This window comes from Pseudoalteromonas luteoviolacea H33-S (assembly GCF_001625695.1).
Lineage (GTDB): Bacteria > Pseudomonadota > Gammaproteobacteria > Enterobacterales > Alteromonadaceae > Pseudoalteromonas > Pseudoalteromonas luteoviolacea_B.
On record NZ_AUXY01000126.1, the window covers coordinates 1 to 26,494 of the forward strand.

Genomic DNA, 26,494 nt, shown 5'->3' on the forward strand with positions numbered 1-26,494 from the left:
CACTGAGACCACCGTGCATGTCACTTACCGCCGTATTCGGGAAGCAGATCTGACGCAGGGGCGAGGGGCGAGCTTGATTGGTAAGCCGTTGGCAGATCTAGATATCTTGCTGTTGAATGAAAAACAAATGTTGGTACCGGACGGGATTGGCGGTGAAATGTATGTCAGTGGCCACGGGGTCAGTCGGGGCTACTTAAACCGTGAAGGCTTGAGTGCAGAGCGTTTTGTACATGTGCCGGGACAGGGCACTAAGTGCTTTTATCGTACCGGTGATTTAGCGCGTCGATTGGAAGGTGGCGAGCTGGAATACCTAGGGCGGATAGATCACCAGGTGAAGGTGCGGGGCTTTCGTATTGAGCTGGGGGAGATAGAGCATGCTCTGGCAGATCATAGTGACGTTCAGGAAGCCTTGGTGCTGGCCCAGGAAAAAGGAGAAAATAATAACCAACTGGTGGCTTATCTGGTGGCCGGTGACAGTGAAAGGGAAGCAGGGACCTTAATAGAGAAGATTAAGGAGCATATCCGTGAGGTTTTACCTGAGTACATGGTGCCGTCGGCGTATATGGTGTTGGAAGCTTTGCCGTTAACCGCCAATGGCAAGGTTGATGTCAAGGCGCTGCCGGAGCCGGATATGGCTTTATCTCGGGCGGAATATATTGCCCCTGAATCGGAGACGGAGCAGGCGTTATGTGCCATTTGGCAGCAGATGCTGGAGGTGGAGCGAGTCGGTATTATGGATAATTTCTTTGAGCTTGGCGGAAACTCCTTATTATTTGTTAAGTTATTGACCGCTATTGAGCAAGAGTTCAGAATAAAGCTAGTCGTATCACATGTTTTTATGCTCGATAATCTGAAATCATTAGCATTACATCTTGATGCCTTAGCAGGCAATGCAAAGAATGATGAACAAGAGCAGGACTTGGACTTTTTTGAAATATGAATATAAATAATAATAATAAACTGGTATCAACCACTTTGAGCTCTTTTATCGGGCAGGCGTATGGAGAGAAGGCTGGGAGAGAAAATGAATTGTCCTTTGGTCAGTCAAGGATCTGGCTCCAGGATCAACTTAACTGCGGCAGTCATCACCTTAATCTTGCTAGGGTTTTAAAACTAAGCGGTAACTTGAACCTAGTTAGCTTAAAGCGCTCATTTGACCTCTTGATAGCTCGGCATCAAAGTCTGCACACATGTTTTCCCAGCACAGTTCAGGGTGAGGCCGCAACTCTGCGTCACCAGAGTTTTTCATTGGAAATGCCGGTCACAGACTTGTCGCCGCTGGCTGAGGGGGTACGGGAGGCCGAGCTTGCCTTTTTGCTATCCGCCGAAGCCGGGCGGCCTTTTGACCTGACCCGTGATCTGATGCTGCGGGTCCACTTGCTTAAAATATCAGCCCAAGAACATATTTTATTGGTGATCACTCATGCTATTGCCTGTGATCCCCGCTCCATGAAAATACTACTTAATGAATTGGGGGCTTTGTACTCGGCCTGTGAACAGGGTAAAAAGGAGGCTTTGACGCCGATCACATTGTTATACGCAGACTATGTTAGTTGGCAGCGCCATTGTTTGCAAACAGGCGCTTTTGATCAGCAGCTTGCTTATTGGGAACAGCAGCTTAAGGGGTTACCGCTTGTTCATGGTTTACCGTTGGATTATCCCAGGCCAGCAGTACAAACTTTTATCGGTGATGTCTATGTTTCTAAAATAGATCAAACGAGCTATAGGCTCTTGATAGACTTGTGTCGAGATCAGGGAGTAAGTCTCTTTGCTGGGTTGCATGCCGTTTTTTCGATATTAATGTCCCGCTACAGTAATACCGGTGACATAGTGTTAGGCACTCGTGTCGATAACCGGCAGCAGTCAGGAACTTCGGGTATTATCGGCGGTTTGATGAATTTATTGGTGTTGCGTAGCAGTTTGGCCGGCGCTCCTAATTTTCTTGAGACATTGGCCCTGAGTGGGGAAACCATCCAACAAGCTTATGAACATCAACAGTTGCCTTTTGACTGTGTTATTAAACACTTGCAGCCTCAATCTGATCTAAGCCACAGCCCATTATTTCAGATAATGATGACGTTAGAGGAAGAGGATGAAAGCTTTTTGGCGCTGCCGGGGATTGAGGTTTCAGAGCTAAACCTTAAAAATTTCGGGGGCGCGCAATTTGACTTGAACTTAAATATTGTTGAGAAAGCGCAAGGTCTTGAACTGTCTTGGGAATTTAATACCGCCTTATTCAATCAGGAAACCATACAGCAGATGGCAGGGCATTTTGAAATCTTGTTATCAGCCGTACTGCAATCGCCGAATACGAATGTTTTTGCCCATGAGCTGGTGATTGGACAGGAAAGGCAACAACTGCTGCACAGCTGGAATAATACCGCGATTGATTGGCCTTCAAATAAGTGTATTCATGAATTCTTTGAAGTCCGGGCGTCACTCCATCCAGAACAGGAAGCTGTGCGTTGCGATGGCACTTATTTGACTTATGGTGAATTAAACCACCGTGCCAACCAGTTGGCTTATTACCTAAAGGCAAAGGGGGTGAAGCCTGATACCCTGGTGGGGGTTTGTGTTGAGCGTTCTTTGGATATGATGGTCAGTATACTGGCCATCCTCAAGGCAGGTGGAGCTTACCTGCCTTTAGATCCTGACTATCCCGAAACTCGGTTGGCCTATATGCTCAGTGACAGTGGCATAGACATTGTGTTGACACAGGCACGGGTGCTTGACAGTTTACCGTTTCTTAAAAACCTGGCCCTATGTATTGATGATGAACAGCTGGCAATAAGGTTATCGGCTATGCCGTCGGACAATCTGCCGGTATCATCTTTGGGATTAGGCGCTGAGCATCTGGCATATGTGATTTATACTTCAGGCTCTACTGGGCGGCCCAAGGGGGTTATGGTTGAGCACGGAAACACTGTAGCCTTGTTGGCTTGGGCGTTGGGTATGTATAGCCAGCAAACCTTAGAATGTGTGCTTGCTTCCACTTCCATGTGCTTCGACCTGTCGATTTTTGAAATGTTTGCTCCTCTGGCCGCCGGTGGTTCGGTTCTGATTGTTAAGAACATTCTTGATTTCTCTGAGGCTGATGACATAGATAAGGTGACTTTAGTCAACACGGTCCCTTCGGCGGCTCAGGTTTTACTAACAGGGGTTAAACTGCCGGCTAAATTAAAAACCGTAAACCTGGCTGGAGAAGCACTCAAGCAAGAGCTGGTTGATGGTCTCTATCAGGCCGGTTTTAGCTCTGTGTATGATCTATACGGGCCATCAGAAGATACAACTTATTCCACCTATAAATTGCGAACTGCCAATGGTCGTGCAAGTATAGGAACTGCAATCGCCAATACGCAGCTTTATGTGTTAACGCCATCAGGCCAGCTTGCCCCTATAGGGGTAAGCGGAGAATTATACATAGGCGGAGCAGGGTTAACCCGGGGTTATCTGAACCGGCCAGAGCTGAATGATGAAAAGTTTGTCGCCAATCCATTTTATGGCGGACCGGGCAGCAACAGTAGTAAACGATTGTACCGTACCGGCGATCTTGTCCGTTGGTTGCCTTGTGGTGAACTGGAGTACCTGGGCCGTATTGATCACCAGGTAAAGGTGAGGGGGTTTCGCATTGAGCTGGGAGAAATTGAACATGTCCTAGAAGATTGCGAGGGTATCAAAGACGCAGTAGTGCTGGCCCGAGAGAGTGATAATAATGATAAGCGCCTGGTCGCTTATTTGGTTGCCACCGGTTCTGACAGTCATGAGGCGCGGTTAATGGAAGAAGTACGTCAGCAGGCGCGGTTAATGGAAGAAGTACGTCAGCAGGCGCGTAAAACTTTACCTGAATATATGGTACCCGCGGCCTTCGTGCTGCTTGAGCATTTGCCTTTAACTGCTAATGGCAAGCTCGATCGCAGTGCCCTGCCTGAACCGGATATGAAGGTATTGAGGGCGGAATATGTGGCCCCAAAGACGGAAACGGAGAAAATTTTGTCTGGTATCTGGCAAGAGGTGCTTGAGATAGAGAGAGTGGGTGTGTTGGATGATTTTTTTCATCTGGGGGGGCACTCCTTACTAGTGATGAAGATGCTGGCAAAAATAGAAAAACGATTACATGTGAAACTGTCTGTTACTTATACCTTTACCATGGGCAATTTAAGCGCCCTAGCACTGCATATTGATGTATTAACTGGCAGACATAATCCTGATAATAATAGTGAAGAATTGGATTTTTTTGAAATATGAATGTTATTGATTTTATTAATTTTTTACACGAGAAGAAGATATATTTAAAAGTACATAGTGGTAAACTACAAATCAATGCCGCTAAAGGGGCCATGACCCAAGAGTTGCTCGCACAATTAAAAGAAAAAAAAGAGCAAATTATAGCATATCTTGATTCAACTAGACCTGGGGTGGACATTGTCCGAGTATCTCGTGAGCAAGAGTTAAAAGCCTCCTACTCCCAACAAAGTTTGTGGCTGTTAGAGCAGATAGATAGCGGCACAGAAGTTTATAATATGCCTGCTGCATTAAAGCTTATTGGCAACTTAAACCTAGCCGCCATGCAGCAGGCATTCACCAGCGTAGTGGAGCGTCACGAAAGCCTACGCACCTGCTTTGCCTCTGGTGAAGATGGCGAGCCGATACAGGTGATTCAGGCTGCTGAGCCCTTTGATGTGCCAGTAACAGATTTATCCGGGATAGCTGAGGGGGAAAGAGAAACCCTGGTTCGCCGCCTGGTCGCTGAAGAAGCGGCACAGGAATTTGATCTTAGCCGGGATCTTATGTTGCGAGCTAAATTAATTAAAGTTTCGTCTCAGGACCATATTCTGTTGGTAACCATGCACCATATTGCTTCGGATGGCTGGTCTATGGGCATACTAGTTAATGAGTTTAGTCACTTGTATAGCGCATATGTCCAGGGGCGGGAGAATCCTTTGGCACCCCTGTCTATCCAATATGCAGACTATGCTTATTGGCAGCGCCAATGGCTGAAGGGGGAAGTGTTAGATGCTCAGATGGGATATTGGGAAAACCAACTGGCGGATTTGCCTGATGTACATGGCTTGCCGCTGGATTACCCTAGGCCTGCGATTCAGAGTTTTGCCGGAGACGTCTATGTCTCAACCATAGATAAAGGCACGTTAGACAGTTTGAAGGACTTGTGCCAAGGACAGGGAGCCACGTTATTTATGGCCCTACATGCGGCATTTTCGGTACTATTATCTCGCTACAGCAATGAAAGGGACATAGTGTTGGGTACCCCAGTGGCCAACCGTGAACAGTCAGAAGTTGCCGATCTGATAGGTTTTTTTGTTAATACCTTAGTTTTGCGTAGCAACCTGTCAGGCAATCCGAGCTTCAAAGAATTGCTCAGGCAAAGTAAAAGTATGTTACTGGAAGGTTATGCCCACCAACAGGTGCCTTTCGAACAAATCGTTGAGCGACTCCAGCCGCAGCGCAGTCTGAGCCACAGCCCTTTATTTCAGGTGATGATAGAATTTCAGAATAATGATGAGGGCAATTTATCCTTGCCTGGGTTGACTGCGCACTATTTGGATCATCAGGGAGGCATGAATGTCGCCAAGTTTGATCTGACCTTGAATATTTTTGAAGGCCCGGATGGTCTTCATCTGGGCTGGCATTATAATACCGATCTCTTTAAGCGGGAAAGTATTGAGGGGATGACCGAACACTTTGGCTTGTTGCTAGCTGAGCTGTTACGGTTACCGGAAGAGAATGTCTTTGCGCTTGAGCTGCTGAGTGGGCAAGAGCGCCGCCAGATTTTGGGTGACTGGAATGATACTTGGGCTGATTTTCCGTCTCAAACCTTTATGCATGAGCTATTTGAACGTCAGGCGGAGCAAAATCCTCTACAAGAAGCTTTAGTATATGAAGGGGTTGCTTTAAGCTATGGGGAATTAAACCAGAGGGCCAATCAGCTGGCCCATTACCTCAAGGCACAAGGTGTCAAACCTGATACTTTGGTTGGTTTGTGCTTAGAGCGCTCTTTCGATATGGTGATTGGGCTGTTGGCGATCCTCAAAGCGGGAGGCGCCTATGTTCCTCTGGAGCCGTCCTACCCGGAGGCCAGACTTGCCTATATGCTAGCTGATGGTGATATGGCTAGCGTGATCACCCAACAGAAGTTTTTATCTGAATTACCTTTACTGGCGCCGCTAGCATTATGCTTGGACGATGACAAGATAAGGGCCGAATTAGCCGACATGCCGCAAGATAATCTGGTGGCTTCGTTACTTGGTTTGTGTCCTCACAACCTAGCCTATGTGATCTATACCTCGGGTTCTACCGGTCAGCCAAAAGGGGTTATGGTTGAACACCAAGCTTTATCAAACCGTATTTACTGGATGGATCAGGAGTATACATCAACTCTCCAGGATAGGTTTTTGCAAAAAACGCCTTTTAGTTTTGATGTTTCCGTCTGGGAGTTCATCTGGCCGCTGATCACGGGTGCAAGCCTTGTTATGGCCAAACCAGAGGGACACAAAGATCCCGCCTATTTGTCTTCGCTGATCACAGAAGAAAATATCACTAAAGTGCATTTTGTTCCCTCTATGTTGGGAAGCATGCTGGCCTTTGGTCAGATGGAGAATTGCCGTTCGTTAAAGCAAATCTTTTGTAGCGGAGAAGCTCTTAGCGGTCACCATGTTGATGATGTCTTGGTGCAGTGTCCGAATGTTGAGTTACATAATTTATATGGACCGACGGAAGCGAGCATAGACGTAAGTTTTTGGAATTGTAGACAAACGGCGTTATCAGCGAGCGTTCCTATCGGCCGACCTATTGCCAATACCCAGCTGTATGTGATGGATCAGCAACAACACCTTGCCCCAATTGGCGTTGCCGGTGAATTGTATATAGGGGGAGTTGGGTTGGCCCGGGGTTATATCAACCGTGAGCAATTGACGGCAGAAAAGTTTGTTGAGAACCCTTTTTATGATAAGCATAAACCGAGCAGTAGCCCCAAATTGTACCGCACTGGAGATCTGGTGCGTTGGTTGGCGGACGGTACGCTTGAATACCTGGGGCGCATAGACCATCAAGTGAAAGTACGTGGCTTTCGTATTGAATTAGGTGAAATTGAGCATGTGCTGGCGGCTTATCCTGGCGTTAAGGAGGCCGTCGTTTTAGCACGGGAACTAGCGCAAGGGGATAGCCGTCTGATTGGTTATCTGGTTGCTCCCGAAGCCGGGAATGATGATGCTGCCTTTATTGAAAGTATCCGCCATCGCTTAAGTCGCCAATTACCTGAATATATGCTGCCCTCATTTTTTGTTTTGCTCGACCGCTTGCCGTTGACTGCTAATGGAAAGCTCGACCGTAATGCTTTACCTGAACCGGATATGCTGTCTTCGAGAAAGGAATATCTAGCTCCCCGTACCGAGATGGAAAAAATCTTGTGTACTATTTGGCAGGAAGTATTGGGCGTTGAACAAGTTGGCATTCGTGATAACTTTTTTGAATTAGGTGGTCACTCTTTACTAGTAATGCAGGTGATTTCTCGGATGCAGCAGCAAGGGAAGGTGATGGCGGCACGGCAACTTTTTGCGGCTCGCTCTTTGAAGGAACTGGCGGCGGAAATGAGCGAGCATAAGCAAGAAGACGTTGCGATCTTCAGGGCGCCGGAGAATCTGATCCCAGCTCAATGTGAGCAGTTAACCCCTGAGATGCTGCCTTTAGTGGATTTAACAGAGGTGGAGATTGAGCATTTAACGGCTCAGACCCCGGGCGGAGCGAAAAATATTCAGGATATCTACCCGCTGGGGCCATTACAGCAGGGAATTATATTCCATCATACCCTAGACCCAGAAAATGATCCCTATGTTACCCCGATATTGTTTAAACTGGCCGATGAGGCTGCGGTTAATTCTTTTATTGAAGGTTTAGAGTTTTTGATTGCCCGCCATGATGTTTTCCGTTCGTCTATGCAGTGGCAGGGTGTAGACGAGCCGGTACAAATCGTTCAACGTGAGGCAAAATTATCTGTTGAAAGAATTAGCTTGGATAGAGGCCAGTCGACGTTAGATGTGCTTGGGGAGTTCAGTTCGAGCCCGCGAGTGAGAGTCGATCTGCGCCGGGCGCCATTATTAAATGTCACCATAGCGACAGCTGAAGGCGAGGCAGAGCAGCATGTGTTGTTGCAAATACACCATATTATTGAAGATGCCACTTCCCTGCAAATTTGTGAAAAGGAATTGGCCTATTTCTTTGGTGGTATTAGTGATCAGCTATCGCCGCCTGTTCCTTACCGAGAATTTATCGCCCATGCACAGCATCAGGCGAAAGTAAATGATGCCCAGGCTTACTTTTCGCAGACTTTAGGCGATATCACTGAGCCGACCTTGCCCTTTAACTTACAAAATATCCAGGGCCAAGGCAGTAATGTAATCGAGCTGGCTCAGGCACTTCCACAAAGCATGTCTATCCAGCTCAGGGAAATGGCGAAAAAAATACAAGTCACGCCGGCGGCACTATTTCATGCCGGGTGGGCCATGGTGATGGCCACATGCAGTGGTAAAGGTGACGTGGTCTTTGGTACGGTAATGTCGGGACGATTGCAAGGGACTTTCGGGGCTGAGGAAATGCTCGGCGTCTTCATTAACACCTTACCGATGCGGGTCAAATCCGCCGGAGCCGATGCCGTCACTCTCGTGCAACAGGTGCAAGCATCTCTGTTGGATTTGTTACCGTATGAACAGGCGAGTTTGTCCATGGCGCAAGCTTGCTCAGGACTTAAGAGCAATGTCCCTTTATTTTCTTCAATCCTTAACTATCGCCACCAGGTACGTACAGACGTCGATGATGAAGCCTTGGCAAAAGAGGGGCAAGATTCACCCGTTGGTATTGAAGAAATTTCCGGTCAGGAAAGAACCAACTATCCGGTCAGTTTATCCGTTGATGATCTAGGTGAGGGTTTTACCCTCAATATTAAAGTTGTTGACGATATTTCTGCACAGCAAGTCATGGCCTATATGCACAAAGCCATAGAGATCTTGGTTCAAGCTCTGTCAACTGATAGCGCTGTAATCCTTGATACTCTGTCTTTGTTACCGGACGAAGAGTGTAAGGCATTGCTTGACACAACAAAAAGAACCCGCATAGGTAGTGTGCAGGAGGCATGTATTCATGAGTTATTTGAAAGATATGCCAAAGCGCACCCTCAGGAAACGGCCCTGATCACCGAAACGGGCAAGCTTAGTTATGACCAGCTAAACAGCCGTGCCAATCAATTGGCCCGATATCTGAAACAGCAAGGTGTGAAGCCGGATACCCTTGTTGGTCTCTGTGTGGATCGTTCAATGGACATGGTTATAGGCTTACTGGCGATCCTTAAAGCTGGCGGAGCTTATGTGCCACTGGATCCGACTTACCCCGAGTCTCGTTTGGCCTATATAATCAAAGACAGTGCTGTGGCAATAGTCGTCACTCAAAGTAAAATAGTGGCAGAATTACCCTTTTTAGAGCCTCACTCTCTGTGCCTGGATGATGAAACGCTTCGAGCCAGACTCTCAAGCATGTCATCGGATAATCTACCGGTCTCTTCATTGGGTTTAGCTCCTCATCATCTGGCCTATGTGATATATACTTCAGGGTCAACTGGCCAGGCTAAAGGGGTGCTGGTGCAGCACCAGGGAGTAGTTAATCTCGCAGCTGAAATACAAGACATGGAGATCGTGCCGACCGGTACTTGCTGGGGCTTAAATGCTTCCTATGCCTTTGACTCCTCGGTTAAGGGCTTATCCCAGCTGATGTCTGGCATACCACTTCGCATTTTACCTAAATATGCCAACCTCGATCCGCAAATCATTGGACAAAGCTTTGCTGAGTGCGGCGTGATTGACTGTACCCCGTTAATGGTAGAAGCCTGGTTTGACTTAGGCCTGCAAAGCTGTTTACCTAACTTGATTATTGGCGGTGAGGCTATTTCCCCGGGTTTGTGGAGCAGGTTATGTGACTGGCAGCAGCAATATCAGCGTAAAGCGGTGAATGTTTACGGCCCGACGGAATGTACTGTAAACACCCACTGGACCCGAATATCTGGAGACTTACCCAATATAGGGCTGCCGCTGGGCAATGTCCACGGGCTGGTACTGAATAAAAACACCTTGGCGCCAGTCGGTGTGCCGGGGGAGTTGTGCATCGGCGGTGCAGGTCTGGCCCGAGGCTACCTTAACCATGAGCAATTGACGGCAGAAAAATTTGTTGCCAATCCTTATTTTAATAAGCAGGACAGCAACGGCTATCGGCGTTTGTACCGTACAGGGGACTTGGTGCGTCGCTTAGAAGACGGGCGCCTGGAATTTATCGGCCGCATAGATCACCAAGTGAAGATTCGGGGATTTCGTATTGAACTAGGTGAGATAGAACATGCCTTGGCAGAGAGCAGCGGAGTTAGGGAAGCCGTGGTGAACGCTCGAGAAACAGGTAAAAGCAACAAACACCTGACAGGCTATTTGGTGACAGATCAGGAGATAGAGGATGAAGTCGAATTTCTCGACAAGGTCCGTCATCATTTGCTACAGGCTTTGCCTGAATACATGGTACCTTCGACCTTGATGGTGCTGGACTCTTTGCCGCTAACTGCCAACGGTAAAGTTGATCGCCATGCCCTACCTGAGCCGGAAGGGGAATTTTCAGGCGACTATATCGCACCGCAAACCGAGATGGAAAAAATCTTATGCGAGATCTGGCAGGAGGTGCTAGGAGTTGAACAGGTTGGTATTCTGGACAACTTTTTTGAGCTGGGGGGACATTCGTTACTCGTTATGCGGGTGATTTCCCGGTTGCAGCAACAAAACCTGGTGATGAGTGCGAGTCAACTCTTTTCGACCCCTTCTCTGGCAGCGTTGGCAAAGTTAATTGAGGAGGAATCTGTAGATGATACCCGTTTATTTAAGGCTCCGCCTAACCTGATACCTGCGGACTGTGTAGCAATAACTCCTCAAATGTTGCCATTAGTGGACTTAAATGAGGGAGAAATAGAACAGTTGGTTGCACAAATTCCGGGTGGCGTTGGGAACATACAGGACATTTACCCCTTAGGTCCCTTGCAACAAGGCATATTGTTTCACCATACCTTGGATCCGGAAAATGATCCTTATGTCTTATCTGCATTTTTGAAGATTCCGGATTTACATCAGGTACAGGCTTTTATTGACGGATTAGACTTCTTAATTAAGCGCCATGACGTACTGCGTACTTCTATTCACTGGGAAGGGGTAAGAAAGCCGGTACAAGTGGTAAGAAAGCAGGTCGAATTAGCTGTTTTGACAACCACAATAGAGCAGCAGAACCCATTGGTTTATCTTCAGGAATACAGCGAGTCACAAGGGCGTCAAATGGATCTCAAGAGTGGTCCATTATTGCGTGTTATCGTTGCTAGTCAGGGTGATAGCGATGAGCGTTATATATTATTGCAATGGCATCATATTATTTCCGATCATGTTGCCTTTGAAGTGATTCAAAAAGAGCTGAAATTATATAGTCAGGGTTTACAACAGCAACTTCTGACTCCGGTACCGTACCGAGAATTTATTGCCCATAGTCTGCATCAGGAAAAGGAAAATGATGCCGAGCAATATTTCACTAATATGCTGTCGGATGTCAGCGAACCAAGCTTGCCGTTTAATTTGATAAATGTGCAAGGTAAAGGCAATGATATTACCGAGTTCTCGCAAGCTTTTCCTACGCTTCTAGGAGAAGAACTCAGGGCAATAGCTAAAAACATACAGATCAGCCCTGCAGCAATTTTTCATGCTGGCTGGGCGAGGGTTATGGCGGCTTGCAGCGGTAAAGATGATGTTGTCTTTGGTACAGTAATGTCGGGTCGCTTGCAGGGAACCTCAGGGGCAGAGCAGGCGCTTGGCGTGTTCATTAATACTTTGCCAATAAGAGTAAAACTTGCCTGTACAAACGCCCAGAGCCTGGTGCGACAAGTGCAAACCAGTTTGCTGGACTCTTTACCCTATGAACAAGCAAGTTTATCTATGGCGCAACGTTGTTCAAGTTTGAGTAATGGCATGCCTTTGTTTAGCTCGGTTTTCAACTACCGACATTCAGGCTCAGGCGGAATAGAAATGGGGAAAACGGACTTACCGGCGCAATCTTTTACGGTAGAGTTTTTGAAAAGACAGGAAAGAACCAACTACCCGTTAAGTTTATCGGTGGATGACTTCGGTGATGCTTTTCATATCACGGTAAAAGGTATTGCCGATATAGCGACGGAGCGGGTGATAGAGTATATGCAGGGGGCAATGAAAGGTCTGGTTGAAGCGCTCAGGGAAAGCTCCAGCGCTATACTCGACAGTCGTGAGCTGTTACCGGAAAGTGAACGTCAGCAATTACTCCATATCTGGAATGATACCGCGGCAGAAGTCCCATCGGAGTTCTGTCTCCATGAACTCTTTGCGGAGCAGGCCAGCCACTATCCAGAGAAAACAGCCCTGATCTGTGACGGTACAAGTCTCAGTTATGGTGAGTTAAACCGCCGCGCTAATCAGCTTGCCCACTACCTGAAAGCACAAGGGGTGAAAGCACAGACATTAGTCGGGCTGTGTGTTGAACGCTCGGTGGATATGGTGGTCGGCATTTTGGGGATCCTCAAAGCTGGTGGGGCCTATGTGCCGCTTGACCCGGCTTATCCGCAGGCACGACTGGCTTATATGCTTAGCGACAGCGGCGTCAAATTGGTTCTAAGCCAGTCATGGCTGACACTGCCTCAAGAGCAGGCTGTAGAGACCCTTTATCTGGATAAAGAGGATATCTTTGCGGAGCAGGCACAAGAAAATCCAGAGATTATTGGTGATTTGGGTCCGAATAGCGCTGTTTATATGATTTATACCTCAGGTTCAACTGGACGGCCTAAAGGGGTTGTTATTGAGCAAAGGAATTTACTGAACTTCCGTCAGGTTTTTGAACATCAACTTGAACAGCTGGATGCGCAAAATAGCAATTGGCTGTGGCACGGCAGCTTTGCTTTTGATGCCTCGGTTAAAGGGATTCTAGCCCTGTGCTCAGGCAATACACTAGTGGTAGCAAATGAGCGTGAAGCTTTGAGCCCATCACAACTACTTGCCTTGACGGCGCAACATGATATTCAAGTATTGAACCTGACCCCGGCACTGGTTCCGGTGATGCTGGATTGCTTGGAGCAGGGAGATAGGGGCCATTTGCACCTGATGATAGGTGGGGAAGCGTTAGGTAAAGCGTTATGGGACAGGGTAGCGGCCTACGGGGCTCTTCATGACCGTCAAGCGCTGAATCTATACGGCCCGACAGAAACCACCATTAATGCCTCTTATGCTGTAATTGACGGGGAAGTGATGCCTCATATCGGCAAGCCTGTGGCCAATACCCAGTTTTATGTGATGGACAGTCGCCAGCAGCTGGTGCCGACTGGGGTAGTGGGTGAGCTTTATATCGGGGGCGCGGGTGTTGCCCGCGGCTACCTGAACCGAGATGAGCTGACAGCGGAGAAATTCGTAGCCAATCCTTATTTTGACGCCAAGGACAGCAGCAGCTGCCAGCGTTTATACCGCAGTGGCGATTTAGTGCGCTGGCGTGCGAACGGGGAGCTGGAATTTATTGGCCGTATCGACCACCAGGTGAAGGTGCGCGGTTTACGTATCGAGCTGGGTGAAATAGAACAGTGCCTGGTGGGTGATGCAGGAGTCAGGGAAGCCGTGGTGCTTGCTCACGAAGCAGGAAATAATGACAACCGCTTGGTTGCCTACCTGGTCCCAGATGAGCACCTAACGGATGAATTAGCCTTTATCGAGACGGTGCGTGAACAGCTACGTAAGGCGCTGCCTGATTATATGGTTCCAGCGGTTTTTGTTGTTCTTGAGGCTTTACCGTTAACGGTCAACGGCAAGATCGACCGCGATGCTTTACCAGAGCCCGAGAGCTCAGTATCAAGTGCACAGTATGTTGCTCCCAAGACAGACACTGAAGCCATGTTGTGTTCTATTTGGCAGCAGGTATTGGAAGTCGATAGAGTTGGTGTTATGGACAATTTCTTTGCTTTAGGTGGGCATTCACTTATGGCGATTAGTTTGGTAACACAAATCAAAGAAGCCTTCGACATTGAATATTCAGGGTTCTCCATCAGGGAAGTATTTGAATTATCTTCTGTCGCCGAGCTGGCAGCTAGTATAGATATATTGCTTTCAAAGCAGAAACTACAAGAAAATGAAAACCTTATCGACTCGTATAAGGAAGAAGAATTAGAAGAAGGGGTTTTATAAGTTGTTAGCTGAAAATATTTTTAAGCAAGCGCTGGATAGTGGAGTTTTCCTTTATCTGGACGGGGAAAACCTAAAATATAAAGTTAAAAAGGGTGAATTTCCTGACGAGCTAAAATCTGCAATTATTGTTCAGAAACAAGCGATAATCGATTACCTTAAACAAGTCGCGTCCAAGCCAGAGGTGAAAGAGACTAAGTTGCCCAAGATAAGTCCTCGGGCTGAGGGTATTGAAAATCCAATGTCATTTTCGCAGCAGCGTTTATGGCTTTTGGATCAACTCGAACAAGGCAGTAGCCATTACAATATTTTTGCGGCTTTAAAACTGACAGGCACTATAGATCTGGTGGCTCTACAGCAGGCCTTTAGCTGCATAGTCGAGCGCCATGAAAGCTTACGTACCTGCTTTTGCTCTGGAGATGAAGGCGAACCTCTGCAAGTGATCCAGCAAAAGGTCAGCTTTACTATTCCCATAACCGACTTATCCAAGCTGTCAGTACAGGAGCGCGAGAGAAAAATTACTGAAGAGGCTTCGAAAGAAGCGGGGCTGGCTTTTGATCTGAGCCGAGATCTAATGTTGAGAGTACAATTACTTAAACTGAGTGATCAAGAACATGCTCTACTGCTCACTATGCACCATATCGCTTCTGATGGCTGGTCAACTGGAATACTGGTGAAGGAATTTAGCCATTTATACAGTGCTTTTGTGAACGGAGAAGCGGATCCTCTAGCACCGCTTGCCATTCAATATGCCGATTACGCCCATTGGCAGCGTGACTGGTTACAAGGGGTTGTGCTGGACGAGCAACTCGATTATTGGCAGCGACAATTGTCGGACTTGCCTGACGTGCATAGTCTACCATTGGATTATCCGAGACCAGCTATCCAGGGCTTTGACGGTGACGTACACTTCTCCTCAATCGATAAAGTAAGTTATGGGCATTTGGCAGCCCTGTGCCAGTCTATGGGGGCGAGCTTATTTATGGGGCTACATGCGGTTTTCTCGGTATTGTTATCTCGTTATAGCAATGAACGTGATATTGTGATGGGGACCCCGGTGGCCAACCGTGAGTCTTCGGAAGTGTCTGACTTAATAGGTTTTTTTGTCAACACCCTAGTGTTGCGTAGTGACCTATCTGGCGAGCCGAGTTTTCTTGAGGTTCTGGCCGACAGTAAAGCCAAGCTGCTTGATGCCTATGCCCGCCAACAAGTTCCTTTTGAGCAGGTCGTCGAACGAGTGCAACCGTTGCGAAGCCTGAGCCATAATCCTTTATTCCAGGTTTTGCTGTCGTTGCAAAACAATGAACAAGGCCATTTGTCTCTGCCTGGATTAACCCTATCTGCGATAGAAATGCCAGGTAAAGGGGTCGCCAAATTTGATCTAACCTTGAATATCGTGGAAAGTGCTAATGGGCTAAGGCTTGGCTGGGGCTACAATACTGCCTTATTTAAAAGTGAAACCATAGCACAAATGGCGGGGCATTTTGAAAGCTTATTATCCGCTGTGTTGCAGTCACCTCATGAAAATGTTTTTTCGCTAGGCATGGTAACCGAGCAGGAAAGCAGACAACTACTCGTTGACTGGAATGCAACGGCAGCAAAGTGCCCATCAGATATGTGTATGCATGAATTATTTGAAGCTCGGGCGGCACAAGTTCCTGAAAGAGAGGCTCTGGAATATAACGGGACTTGCCTCAGTTATCAGGAGTTAAACCGGCGCGCCAACCAGCTGGCGCATTATCTTGTAGCACAAGGAGTTAAACCTGACACCCTGGTCGGTCTCTGTTTTGAACATTCTTTGGATATGGTTGTAGGTATACTGGCGGTGCTGAAAGCGGGGGCTGCCTATGTTCCTATCGACCCGGCTAATCCTGAGGCACGCGTGCGTTATATGCTTAATGACAGCAGTGTGAAAATTGTCCTGAGCCAGCTACAGATATCTAACATCTCTTCGGTGGACACTGTACGGGTTATTTGTCTGGACGATGAAAGCATGCAGGCTACGCTATCAACAATGTCGGATAATAACTTGCCGTTATCCTCATTAGGCTTGTCGTTGCAGCACCTAGCCTATGTGATATATACCTCAGGTTCAACCGGGCAGCCTAAAGGAGTTATGGTCGAGCACAGGAATATATCTAACCTGCTAGCTGGTTTGATTTCAACTTTTGAAGTTTCAACCGAAGATACTTTTGCTTGTTTCGCGTCCTTTGCATTTGATATTTCACTCTTTGAACTTTTTCTGACCCTGATAAGTGGCGGAAAAACGATTCTTGTTGATAAAGAGGTTTTACTCAATCTGGAGCAATTTTCTCAGGTTACCAGACAATGTACCTTGTTACATGCCGTACCTAGCTTAATGAATGAGGTTGTTGACTTTAAAGATAAAAACAATGAAAGCTTCGCAAATGTAAGAGCATTGTTTGTTGGTGGCGATTATGTGCCAGTAAGTTTACTCAAGCGTCTTAAATCGTCTTTTTCCCGGGCTAAGGTAATTGAACTTTACGGGCCAACAGAAGCTACCATATTAACGACTTATAAAGAGGTGTCTGCGGAAACTTTAAATCATATGGGGGCGGTTATAGGTCGCGGATTGCAAAATACCAGCCTCTATGTGCTAAATGAAGCGCAGCAGCTATGTCCCCCATTACTGGCGGGAGAATTGTATATTGGTGGGGCTGGAGTTACCCGAGGGTACTTGAACCGGGAAGAGCTGACCGCAGAAAAATTTGTCGCTAACCCTTATTTCGATGAGCAAAATCTCCGCTCGAGCGAGCGTTTATACCGTACCGGAGATCTGGTTCGATGGTTACCAGATGGTGAGTTAGAGTTTATCGGCCGCATCGATCATCAGGTGAAAATTCGCGGATTCAGGATCGAGCTAGGAGAGATTGAACATGCACTTTCGCTCTGTCCAGGGGTTAAAGATTCCGTGGTGATTGCCCGAGATATCCGTGAAGGTGATAAGTGCTTAATTGCATATTTGGTGGCATCTCAGGAGGAAGAAGAGCTAATTTCTATCGTGCGTCGGCATTTACTTGAATGCTTACCTGAGCACATGGTGCCATCAGCATTTGTGTTGTTGGATAATTTACCGCTCAATATTAACGGCAAGGTTGACCGCAAAGCCTTGCCAGATCCTGGTTCTGAGGTATCAAGCACTGAATATATAGCTCCCTGCACCGAGACGGAAAGAGTCTTGTGTGAAATCTGGCAGGATATTCTTGAACTTGAACGTGTCGGTATTCAGGATAACTTTTTTGAGTTGGGAGGACATTCCTTACTGGCAATGCGCATATTGTCAAAAACAAAAGCCGCAACTGGCATTGAGGTGCCGCTAAAAGAAATCTTTAGGTTGCAGACTGTGGCCCTGATCGCTGACTTTCTCGATAGCCAGCAATATATTGACGAGCTGCTTTACTCTCGGGATGAGTCAACACATGAAGATGAAATCGAGCTTAAGATCTAGAGGCATACTTGATGATGTTATTTTATGCTGCAAGGACTTCTAACATGCTAGCGGGGGGGGTATGAAACTGGATCAGTATACTTGTTACTCCGATTTCAGGAAGGCGGCTGGAAGGAAGCTGCCGAAATTTGTTATGGATTTTATTGATGGCGGCGCAGGAGATGAGAAAACCCTTCAAGGGAATACAGCTGGGTTTAAAGATATTCAACTGATTCCCCGCATGGGAAGTATAACAGGACCAGGACTTTTACATGCTGAGGTTTTGGGTTTATCGTATGCCGCACCATATGGGATTGCCCCATTGGGATTGTGCGGCCTGGTTCATCCTAAAGCTGAAATGATGCTGGCGAAGTCGGCAGCTAAATACAATATTCCTTATATTGTCAGTTCGGCTTCGAATAGTTCTCTTGATGCGTTAGTAAAGGCATCCGGAGTTTCCCCTTGGTTCCAGTTGTATCTTTCGAAAATAAAGTCACAGACGGACGAACTGATCAGCCATGCGCAAAAATATCAATGCCCGGTGCTAGTGTTGACCGTCGATGCACCGGTCCCGGGGATTAGACGGAGGGACAGGCATAATGGTTTGAGGATCCCTTATCGTCTCAATATATCAAATGTCATTGATTCGGTTACGCATCCTGCTTGGCTAATCAGGCACCTTACCTCGGGAAGACTGACTTTCCCCCTTTACCAGAATTTAATTGATGACCAACCCAATTTAACCTTTTCTGAATTAATGGGCATACAAACCGGAGGAGAACTGAACTGGGAAGTTATTGATGAGGTCCGTGATAAATGGCAGGGAAAGTTAATTTTAAAAGGGGTTATGTCGGTTAATGATGCCCATATCGCAAAAAAAATGGGAGTGGATGCTGTCATTATTTCCAATCATGGTGGCAGGCAATTAGATTCAGTACCTGCTCCTATTACTATGTTAAACCAAATATTTAGCAAGGAATTTGATCGTGAGTTTCTTATGTTGGACTCCGGGTTGAGAAGTGGTGAAGATATAATAAAAACAATAACTTGCGGTGCTGGCTTTACTTTTTTGGGACGGCCGTTTTTATATGCCCTAGCAGCTTATGGAGAAAGAGGCTTAGCACAGCTGCAAGAAGTGATTTTTGAAGAATTGAGTGTAAACATGCGCTTGTTAGGGGCGAATTCAATCGACGCTCTGAATGATGAGTACGTGTTTTAGATTTTAATAGATGTAAGAAGGGAAGTTTGAATGAAAGATCTTTTTGGGTGTGCGGCTAAAATAGACCACGTTGCGATAGCGGTAAAGGATATGGACGAAGCATTATTTTTTTACCAAGGAATATTAAACTTTAAGCTTCTAGAAACAAGAGAAATTGAAGGTGCTTTCTCTGGAATGAAATCTGCTGAATTGACCGTAGGGAGTTTTTCTGTGGTCTTAGTTCAAGGTACAGGGCCAGAGTCTCAGGTTTGTAAATATATAGATGAATACGGTCCGGGAGTTCAGCATGTCGCAATAACAGTTGAAAATATAGAAGAAGTTGCCAGAGTATTGACAGAACAGGGGTTAGAGTTTTCGACCAATATTATAAGAGGAAAAGGCTTGCTGCAAATATTTACCAAGCGGGAGAAAAATTCGGGCATGATGTACGAATTTATCCAGCGGGAAGAGACAGGAACAGGGTTCGAGGAAGGAAATATTCAAGAACTTTTCAATCAACTTGAAAGTGCGTTTGCTTATTAATGTTAAAGTTTTAGTAAATTTTTGTTTTTAATTGATGTTTAATATTGTTTAATTGTTATATTGTTGAATTTATAAATTTCCTAAATTTCTAAATTGCTAGGTCGTTTATTAGATATTTATCCATTGTAAATAAATGGCAGTGTTATCTGTGATACTTAGCATTAATTATGGATGAGTTGGACTCGTTTTAATGGAATTATTAAAAGAATTATTACAAGAATTAAAATCTAAAGAGATTTATTTATCTCTTGATGTTTCCGGTGAGTTAAGCGTTAAAGGAAAGAAGGAATTGCTTTCCACTGAACTCATCACCTTATTAAAAAAACATAAAGCATCGCTTGTTGATTTGATAAAGGCGAAAACTACAAGTGCTAGCACTGCACCTGTGATAAAAAAAGTGACTGGCGAACAGGCTATTGAGCTTTCTTTTTCACAGCGAAGCTTGTGGTTACAAGATCAGATTGACGGCGGTAGTGCTCACTACAATATTCCGAGCGCGATCAAGCTTAGCGGCACCCTTGATAGTGATGCCCTGCAGCGGGCTTTTAATACCATCCTGTTGCGCCATGAAAGCCTGCGTACCTGTTTCATCGCAGCAGATGATGGCGAGCCGATCCAACAGCTTCGGGAAGATGTTGATTTTCAAGTAGCACTTACGGATTTATCCACTTTTGCACAAGAACAGCAAGATGAACGGATAGCTGAAATCGTTTCAGCAGAAGCGGACAAGCCGTTTGACTTGGCCCGAGATGTAATGTTAAGGGTACAGTTACTAAAGTTAGCTCCTCAGGAGCATATCTTGCTTGCGACCATGCACCATATTGCCTCTGATGGTTGGTCTATGGGCATACTGGTAAATGAATTCAGCCGTTTATACACGGCTTATTTGCAGGGGCAAACCAATCCCCTACCGCCGCTATCTATCCAGTACGGCGATTATGCCCACTGGCAACGAAACTACTTGCAGGGCTCTGTGTTAGATGAACAGTTGGCTTACTGGGAAAAACAGCTTGCCGACTTGCCAGTGCTGCACGGCTTGCCGCTGGATTACCCTAGGCCTGCGGTGCAGAGCTTTGCCGGAAATGTTTATTTCTCCCGTATTGATAAAGCAACACATGAGAGTTTAATGACCCTGTGTCAGGCACAAGGTGCCACGCTGTTTATGGGATTGCATGCTGCTTTTTCAGTGTTACTGGCCCGCTACAGCAATGAACAGGATATTGTTATCGGCACACCGGTGGCGAACCGGGAGCAGGCGGAAGTAGCTGGTTTAATTGGCTTTTTCGTGAATACTCTGGTGCTGCGTTGTGATCTGTCCGGAAATCCGGGGTTTCGTGATTTGCTGGCACAAAGCAATACCATGCTGCTGGATGCTTATGCCCATCAGCAGGTACCATTTGAACAAATTGTTGAGCGTTTACAGCCTGGGCGCAGTCCAGGGCATACTCCGTTATTCCAGATAATGATTGTGCTGCAAAACAATGCCCAAAGCCGTTTTTCTATGCCTGGGCTTAGCTTATCCGAGGTCGAAGACGAGGGTGAGGGTACTGCTAAATTTGATCTGACCCTGAATATTAATGAAAGTAGTGAAGGATTGATGTTGTCCTGGGGATACAGCAGTGCCTTGTTTAATGCGCAAACCATCGAACGCATGGCGGGACACTTTGAGGTTCTGTTATCTTCCTTGTTAACGTCTCCTGATCTAAATGTCTATGCCCATGAGTTGGTAACGCCACTGGAGCGTGAGCAGCTGCTTGACAGCAGGTCGGATAGCGAGGCCCATGCCCAGTCAGGGAAGTGTCTGCATGAATTATTTGAAGCGCAGGTACAGCGTGAGCCCGACAAAACCGCGCTGGTATATGAGGGCGCAAGCCTCAGCTATGATGAGTTAAACCGCCGCGCCAACCAGCTGGCCCGCTACCTGCAAGCACAGGGGGTGAAAACGGATACCTTAGTGGGGCTTTGTGTTGAGCGCTCTTTGGAAACGGTGATTGGTATTTTAGCTATCCTTAAGGCGGGTGGGGCTTATGTGCCGCTTGACCCGGCCAATCCGCAGTCCCGCCTGGCGTATATGCTTGAAGACAGCGGCGTGCAAACCGTGCTGACTTCACAAGCGGTGCTGGCGCAATTGCCACTGTTGGCAGATAAGGCCCTGTGCCTAGACGATGAAGCCGTCAAGGCACAGTTGTCGGACATGCCATTGGAGAACCTGACGGTCTCCTCGCTGGGCTTGACTTGCCATCACCTAGCTTATGTGATTTACACCTCAGGCTCTACCGGCCAACCAAAAGGAGTGCTGGTGCAGCATAACAATGTGACCCGCTTGCTGGAGACTTCACAAGAGCACTTTGCTTTTAATGAAGAGGACGTCTGGACCCTTTTCCATTCCTATGCTTTTGATTTCTCGGTGTGGGAAATCTGGGGGGCGCTGGCCCACGGCGGATGTTTAGTGGTGGTGCCCTATTGGGTATCGCGTGCTAGCGGGGATTTCTACCAGCTGCTGGAACAGGAAAAGGTCACGGTGTTAAACCAGACTCCAAGTGCTTTTAACCTGCTTATTGCCGAAGACGGCAGGGCGGGCAGCAAGCTGGCGTTGCGTTATGTGATTTTTGGCGGAGAAGCTCTGAATTTCACCAAACTTAAGCCCTGGGTTGAACGTCATGGCGATAATGCTCCTGAACTAGTCAACATGTATGGTATTACCGAAACCACAGTGCATGTCACCTACAGGCGTATCTGGGAGCAAGATTTGGAGCTGTGTCGTGGTGCCAGCCTGATCGGCAAGCCGTTGGCCGATCTGGATATTTTGCTGTTAAATGACAAACAAGTGCTGGTGCCAAACGGGATCGGCGGTGAAATGTATGTCAGCGGGCAAGGGGTCAGCCGGGGTTACTTAAACCGGGAAGAATTGAGCGCTGAGCGTTTTGTCTGTTTGCCGGGACAAGGTCATAAGCGTTTTTACCGCACCGGTGATTTGGCCCGTCGTCTGGCGGGTGGCGAGCTGGAATACCTGGGACGGATAGATCACCAGGTGAAGGTGAGGGGCTTTCGTATCGAGCTGGGGGAGATAGAGCATGCCCTGGCAGATCATAGCGCTATTAGGGAAGCTCTGGTGCTTGCCCGTGAAGCAGGAGAAAATAGTACCCATCTGGTGGCTTACCTGGTGGCCGGTGAAAGTGAAATTGAAATTGAAGCCAACCTCTTGATAGAAAGTGTTAAAGGGCATCTGCGCCAGGTTTTACCTGAGTACATGGTGCCGTCGGCGTTTGTGGTATTGGAGTCCTTACCGTTAACCGCCAATGGTAAGGTTAATGTTAAGGCCTTGCCTGAACCGGATATGACTTTATCCCGGGTAGCATATGTTGCCCCGCAGTCACAGACGGAGCTGGTATTATGCGCCATTTGGCAGCAGGTGCTGGAGATTGATCGAGTCGGTATCACGGACAACTTCTTTAGTTTAGGAGGGGATTCCATGAGGGTTGTTCAATTAGTTCATGCTGCGGCTAAAGTAAATATACGCTTTAGTGCTCAAGATGTTTTCCTACATCAAACCATAGGTAAACTTGCACTACATCTGATAACACATGGAAATGATGACAATTTGTTGTCAGCTCCGGCGCCGCTAGCTCTTTTAGGAAAAGCGTCGGATTATCTGGCGGATTGTCCTAAAGAGGTAGAAGATGTTTACCCCGTCACTCAGATGCAGTCTTTGATGATAGAGAAGCATATCGAAGGGGTAGAAAATGGGGGAGTATATGCCCCTCAACAGCTTTTCTCCTTTAGCGACCCCGGTTTTAGTCCGGAGGCGTTTGAGACCTCATTGAGATTTCTGATGCAGAAACATCCAGTATTAAGAACTACCTTCAGCTTTTGTGCCGATAGTCAGCAATATTTGCAATTTGTTTATCGTGAAGTCGAACTTCCTCTGGAAATATTCGATTTAACATCAAAAAATAAAGATGAGCATCAAGCGTTTTTGGAAGAGTTTATTGCCGAAGATGCTAAGTGTCTTTTCATCTTTGACGGTAAAAGTTTGATGGTACGCTATCGACTTTTTAAAGTGAGTAATAGCGACTGGAAGTTCTTAATTTCAACACATCACGCGATTGATGATGGCTGGGGCTTTGTCAGTTTTATCAATGAGATGTTTGAATGTTATGAAAAGGTAAAAGCGGGTGATAAGCTGCAGCTACAGCATGCTACTGTCAACGTTTTCAAAGAACGTGTGGCCCTAGAGGTCGAGGCATTACAATCAAAAGCGATGCAAGAGTTTTGGCGAGATCAATATGAACAAGCCGAAACTATGCCTAGAGTAACAGTTGGTAGAGAGCCACTGGTCTATCGCTCAAAACGTTTATCTATAGATAGTACATTATTCAGTAAACTAAAATCTTTCGCACAAGCCAATAACAAACAACTTAAGACTTTGTTTTTATTTGCTTATTACAAAGCTTTGAGGGGATTGTTAAAGCAGAATTTTATTAGCATAGATGTCGTCACCTCAGGCCGCTCAGAAAGGTTATCTGATCCCGTGCATGCATTAGGGCTGTTTTGGACTTTTGTGCCAGTACATTGCGATATGGGGGAAGAAGAACTGTTGTCTGCCTTGAAGTTATTACAAACAAGGCTAATTGATGTTGAGAACAACGCTTTGTTTCCTTTATATGGTATTAGAGATCAGAGTGCCTACGCATGCTTTAACTACGTACAATTTCATCACTCAAAGATGGCTGATAAAAACAGCAAAAGAAGTCATGTAGATGTCGAATACGCGAGTGACAGATTTCACCATATTATTGATCTTTTCACCTCAGTTAATGTGGATGGTTCACAAGCTTTTTCAGAAATCAATTACTGGGATGGGTTAATCGATATCCGGGAGATTGATTTGCTGATGGAGTTGTATATCAAAGCTTTAGAAAATCTGATTGATTTAGCCTGATGTATTTGTAGCTGAAAAACTTGAAATAATGGATTAATAATATGGATAAAGAAGAAGTGGTTAAGGTTCTGACTTTAACAAATAGTGAAATAGATACTATTGAGACCTTGCTCTATCAAATTGAAAATTTATACGAAAATGAAAGTGACCCAAGGTTTCTTGAGCAAGTGCAAGAGTTGGCGACAAAGTTGCCGGTAAGAGTGCTGGAAGCATTTATTCCTTTTAAGCAAAGAATAGGTCAGGAGATTTGTGTAATCTCGGGCTTTCCCGTTGATCAGGAAAAGATAGGATTTACCCCGGTAGATCTTGAAAGCAGTCCTAACGTCTCAACAAAAAAAGAGTGTTTTCTTTTTTGCTTATTAAGCGCAGCGATCGGGGAAGTTTTTGGTTGGGCAACTCAGCAAGATGGCAGGCTTGTTCATGATATTTTTCCTATCAAGGGACATGAACAGGAACAGATCAGCTCAGGCTCTGACGAAGTCATTACTTTGCATATAGAAGATGCTTTTCATGAGCATAGAGCTGATTTTATTGGATTAATGTGTATTCGCAATCCCAATGAAATAAATACGACCTTCTCAAAGCCTAAGTTGGATGCACTTTCGGCGGAGCATAGAGAGTTGTTGTTTCATCAGGAGTATATTATCCGCCCTGATAACTCACATTTAGAAAAATATAACAACGGTCTCTTTGATGCCGATGAAGTACAGACTGCCCGGGAGAAGTTTAACGAAGAAATGAGCAAAGGGATCAAGTTTGCTCCTTTCTTTGGTGATAAGAGTAAGCCATTCCTCCAACTTGATCGTTATTTTATGGATGAAGTTCAGGGTGAGTATGCCGATGCGCTTAACTCTCTTTGTGACAATCTAGAGGTGAATACTTTTGGACTCGCACTTAAGGCGGGTGATATAGCCTTTGTCGACAACTATAGAATATTACACGGTCGGTGTAACTTTAAAGCTCAGTATGATGGTTATGACCGATGGCTAAAACGTGTCAATATCAAGAAAGAGCTAGCAAGTATAAAGAAAGGCAATGTTTTCGTTAAGCAAAGGGTAATATAGAATACTTTAATTTTACTTGGTTTCATAAGTTTAGAAACTAGGTTAGTAATGGCTGCTTTTATATAGAGTTTTTAAGCAAAAAAGAGTATGTTCAAGAAAAAATTAAAGCTCATATGACACATTACTAAGATAAATTCATTCTAAGAGTTACTAGAAGTATAATGCCTGTGTATCGTCTAACTAATAAGAAAAAGAGTAGTAATAACCTCTAATGTCGCCAATTTGTATATGCAGATTAGAGTCTCGATGGACTTTAACTCATTTCTTACTACAGCTGAAGGCCACGCGTTTATGAATACAATTAAAAGCTTGATGGCAATGTATAGAGAAAAGACGAAAGCAAAAGGTGGGTTAAAATGCTCACCCCAGTGCACAGGCTCTACAAATCAACTAGAGTAGCCTGAGGAAAAAATCTCCCCTTAGCTTTGAGTCCTTTTTGCCTTTCGATACGTTCTTAAAGGGCATTGCTTATTTTATCTATTACTTCGCTAGTTCAGATAATGTGGAAGAAGTCCCGCAAAACGCGGAGGTTCATAGTATATCTGATCATATTCATCGCTATGACGGTGTTCTGATTTGGCGATACTTTACCACGTGCTACTTATGATTATGCTGGGCTATATGCTTTGTATTGGCTATGTACTGTCGAATGTCTATATCTGAACCTATAACTGGTTTAATTCAAGCTTTATGGTTTCAGGATGAAGTTCGATGTGGCCAGCAAAATCCGACTACACGCATTTGGGCTAAGACGGGTACTCGGCCAAGGATTGTGAAACAACAACAGTTTGAATACGGGTATTTATTTGGTGCAGTATGTCCTGCCACGGGCCAAACAGAAGCGCTAGTAAGTCCATTCGTAAATAAAGAAGCGATGACGCAGCACATGCGTCAAATATCACAAGCTACACCAATTGGTAGGCATGCAGTAGTGATAATAGATGGCGCAGGCTGGCATACACATGATACTGCGTCAGAATTCAGCAACTTAACGCTAATAAAGCTTCCCCCTTACTCACCTGAGTTAAATCC

8 protein-coding genes and 2 pseudogenes are annotated in these 26,494 nt (G+C 46.0%); all 10 read left to right on the forward strand.

The window, feature by feature from the left end:
* The coding region (locus tag N477_RS23775; protein WP_155732016.1) for an AMP-binding enzyme at positions 1 to 940 on the forward strand (940 nt) is incomplete at its 5' end.
* Positions 937 to 4,245, forward strand: a complete 3,309-nt coding sequence (locus tag N477_RS23780; RefSeq protein WP_063363504.1) for a non-ribosomal peptide synthetase — start codon at positions 937 to 939, stop codon at positions 4,243 to 4,245. The genes N477_RS23775 and N477_RS23780, both read left to right, overlap by 4 nt.
* Positions 4,242 to 14,270 (forward strand): non-ribosomal peptide synthetase, encoded by a 10,029-nt coding sequence (locus N477_RS23785; protein ID WP_063363505.1) that lies wholly within the window; start codon positions 4,242 to 4,244, stop codon positions 14,268 to 14,270. The genes N477_RS23780 and N477_RS23785 overlap by 4 nt, the downstream gene beginning before the upstream one ends.
* 1 nt (position 14,271) lies before the next feature.
* Positions 14,272 to 14,421 (forward strand): annotated as a pseudogene (locus N477_RS26705) (hypothetical protein); the annotation flags it as partial.
* 45 nt (positions 14,422 to 14,466) lie between these two features.
* A complete protein-coding gene (locus tag N477_RS23790) occupies positions 14,467 to 17,736 on the forward strand; it encodes a non-ribosomal peptide synthetase (RefSeq protein WP_155732017.1) in 3,270 nt (1,089 codons plus the stop codon).
* 61 nt (positions 17,737 to 17,797) lie between these two features.
* Positions 17,798 to 18,934: an alpha-hydroxy acid oxidase gene (locus N477_RS23795; protein WP_063363507.1), complete on the forward strand. Its 1,137-nt coding sequence runs from the start codon at positions 17,798 to 17,800 to the stop codon at positions 18,932 to 18,934.
* A gap of 30 nt (positions 18,935 to 18,964) precedes the next feature.
* Positions 18,965 to 19,456 carry a VOC family protein gene (locus tag N477_RS23800; protein WP_063363508.1) on the forward strand — a complete coding sequence of 164 codons (492 nt, stop codon included), beginning with the start codon at positions 18,965 to 18,967 and terminating at the stop codon, positions 19,454 to 19,456.
* Between the two features lie 190 nt (positions 19,457 to 19,646).
* Positions 19,647 to 24,398 carry a non-ribosomal peptide synthetase gene (locus N477_RS23805; protein ID WP_063363509.1) on the forward strand — a complete coding sequence of 1,584 codons (4,752 nt, stop codon included), beginning with the start codon at positions 19,647 to 19,649 and terminating at the stop codon, positions 24,396 to 24,398.
* Positions 24,399 to 24,439: 41 nt separating this feature from the next.
* Positions 24,440 to 25,462, forward strand: a complete 1,023-nt coding sequence (gene gntD, locus N477_RS23810) for a guanitoxin biosynthesis L-enduracididine beta-hydroxylase GntD (RefSeq protein ID WP_063363510.1) — start codon at positions 24,440 to 24,442, stop codon at positions 25,460 to 25,462.
* Between the two features lie 688 nt (positions 25,463 to 26,150).
* Positions 26,151 to 26,494: pseudogene (locus tag N477_RS23815) on the forward strand (IS630 family transposase); the annotation flags it as partial.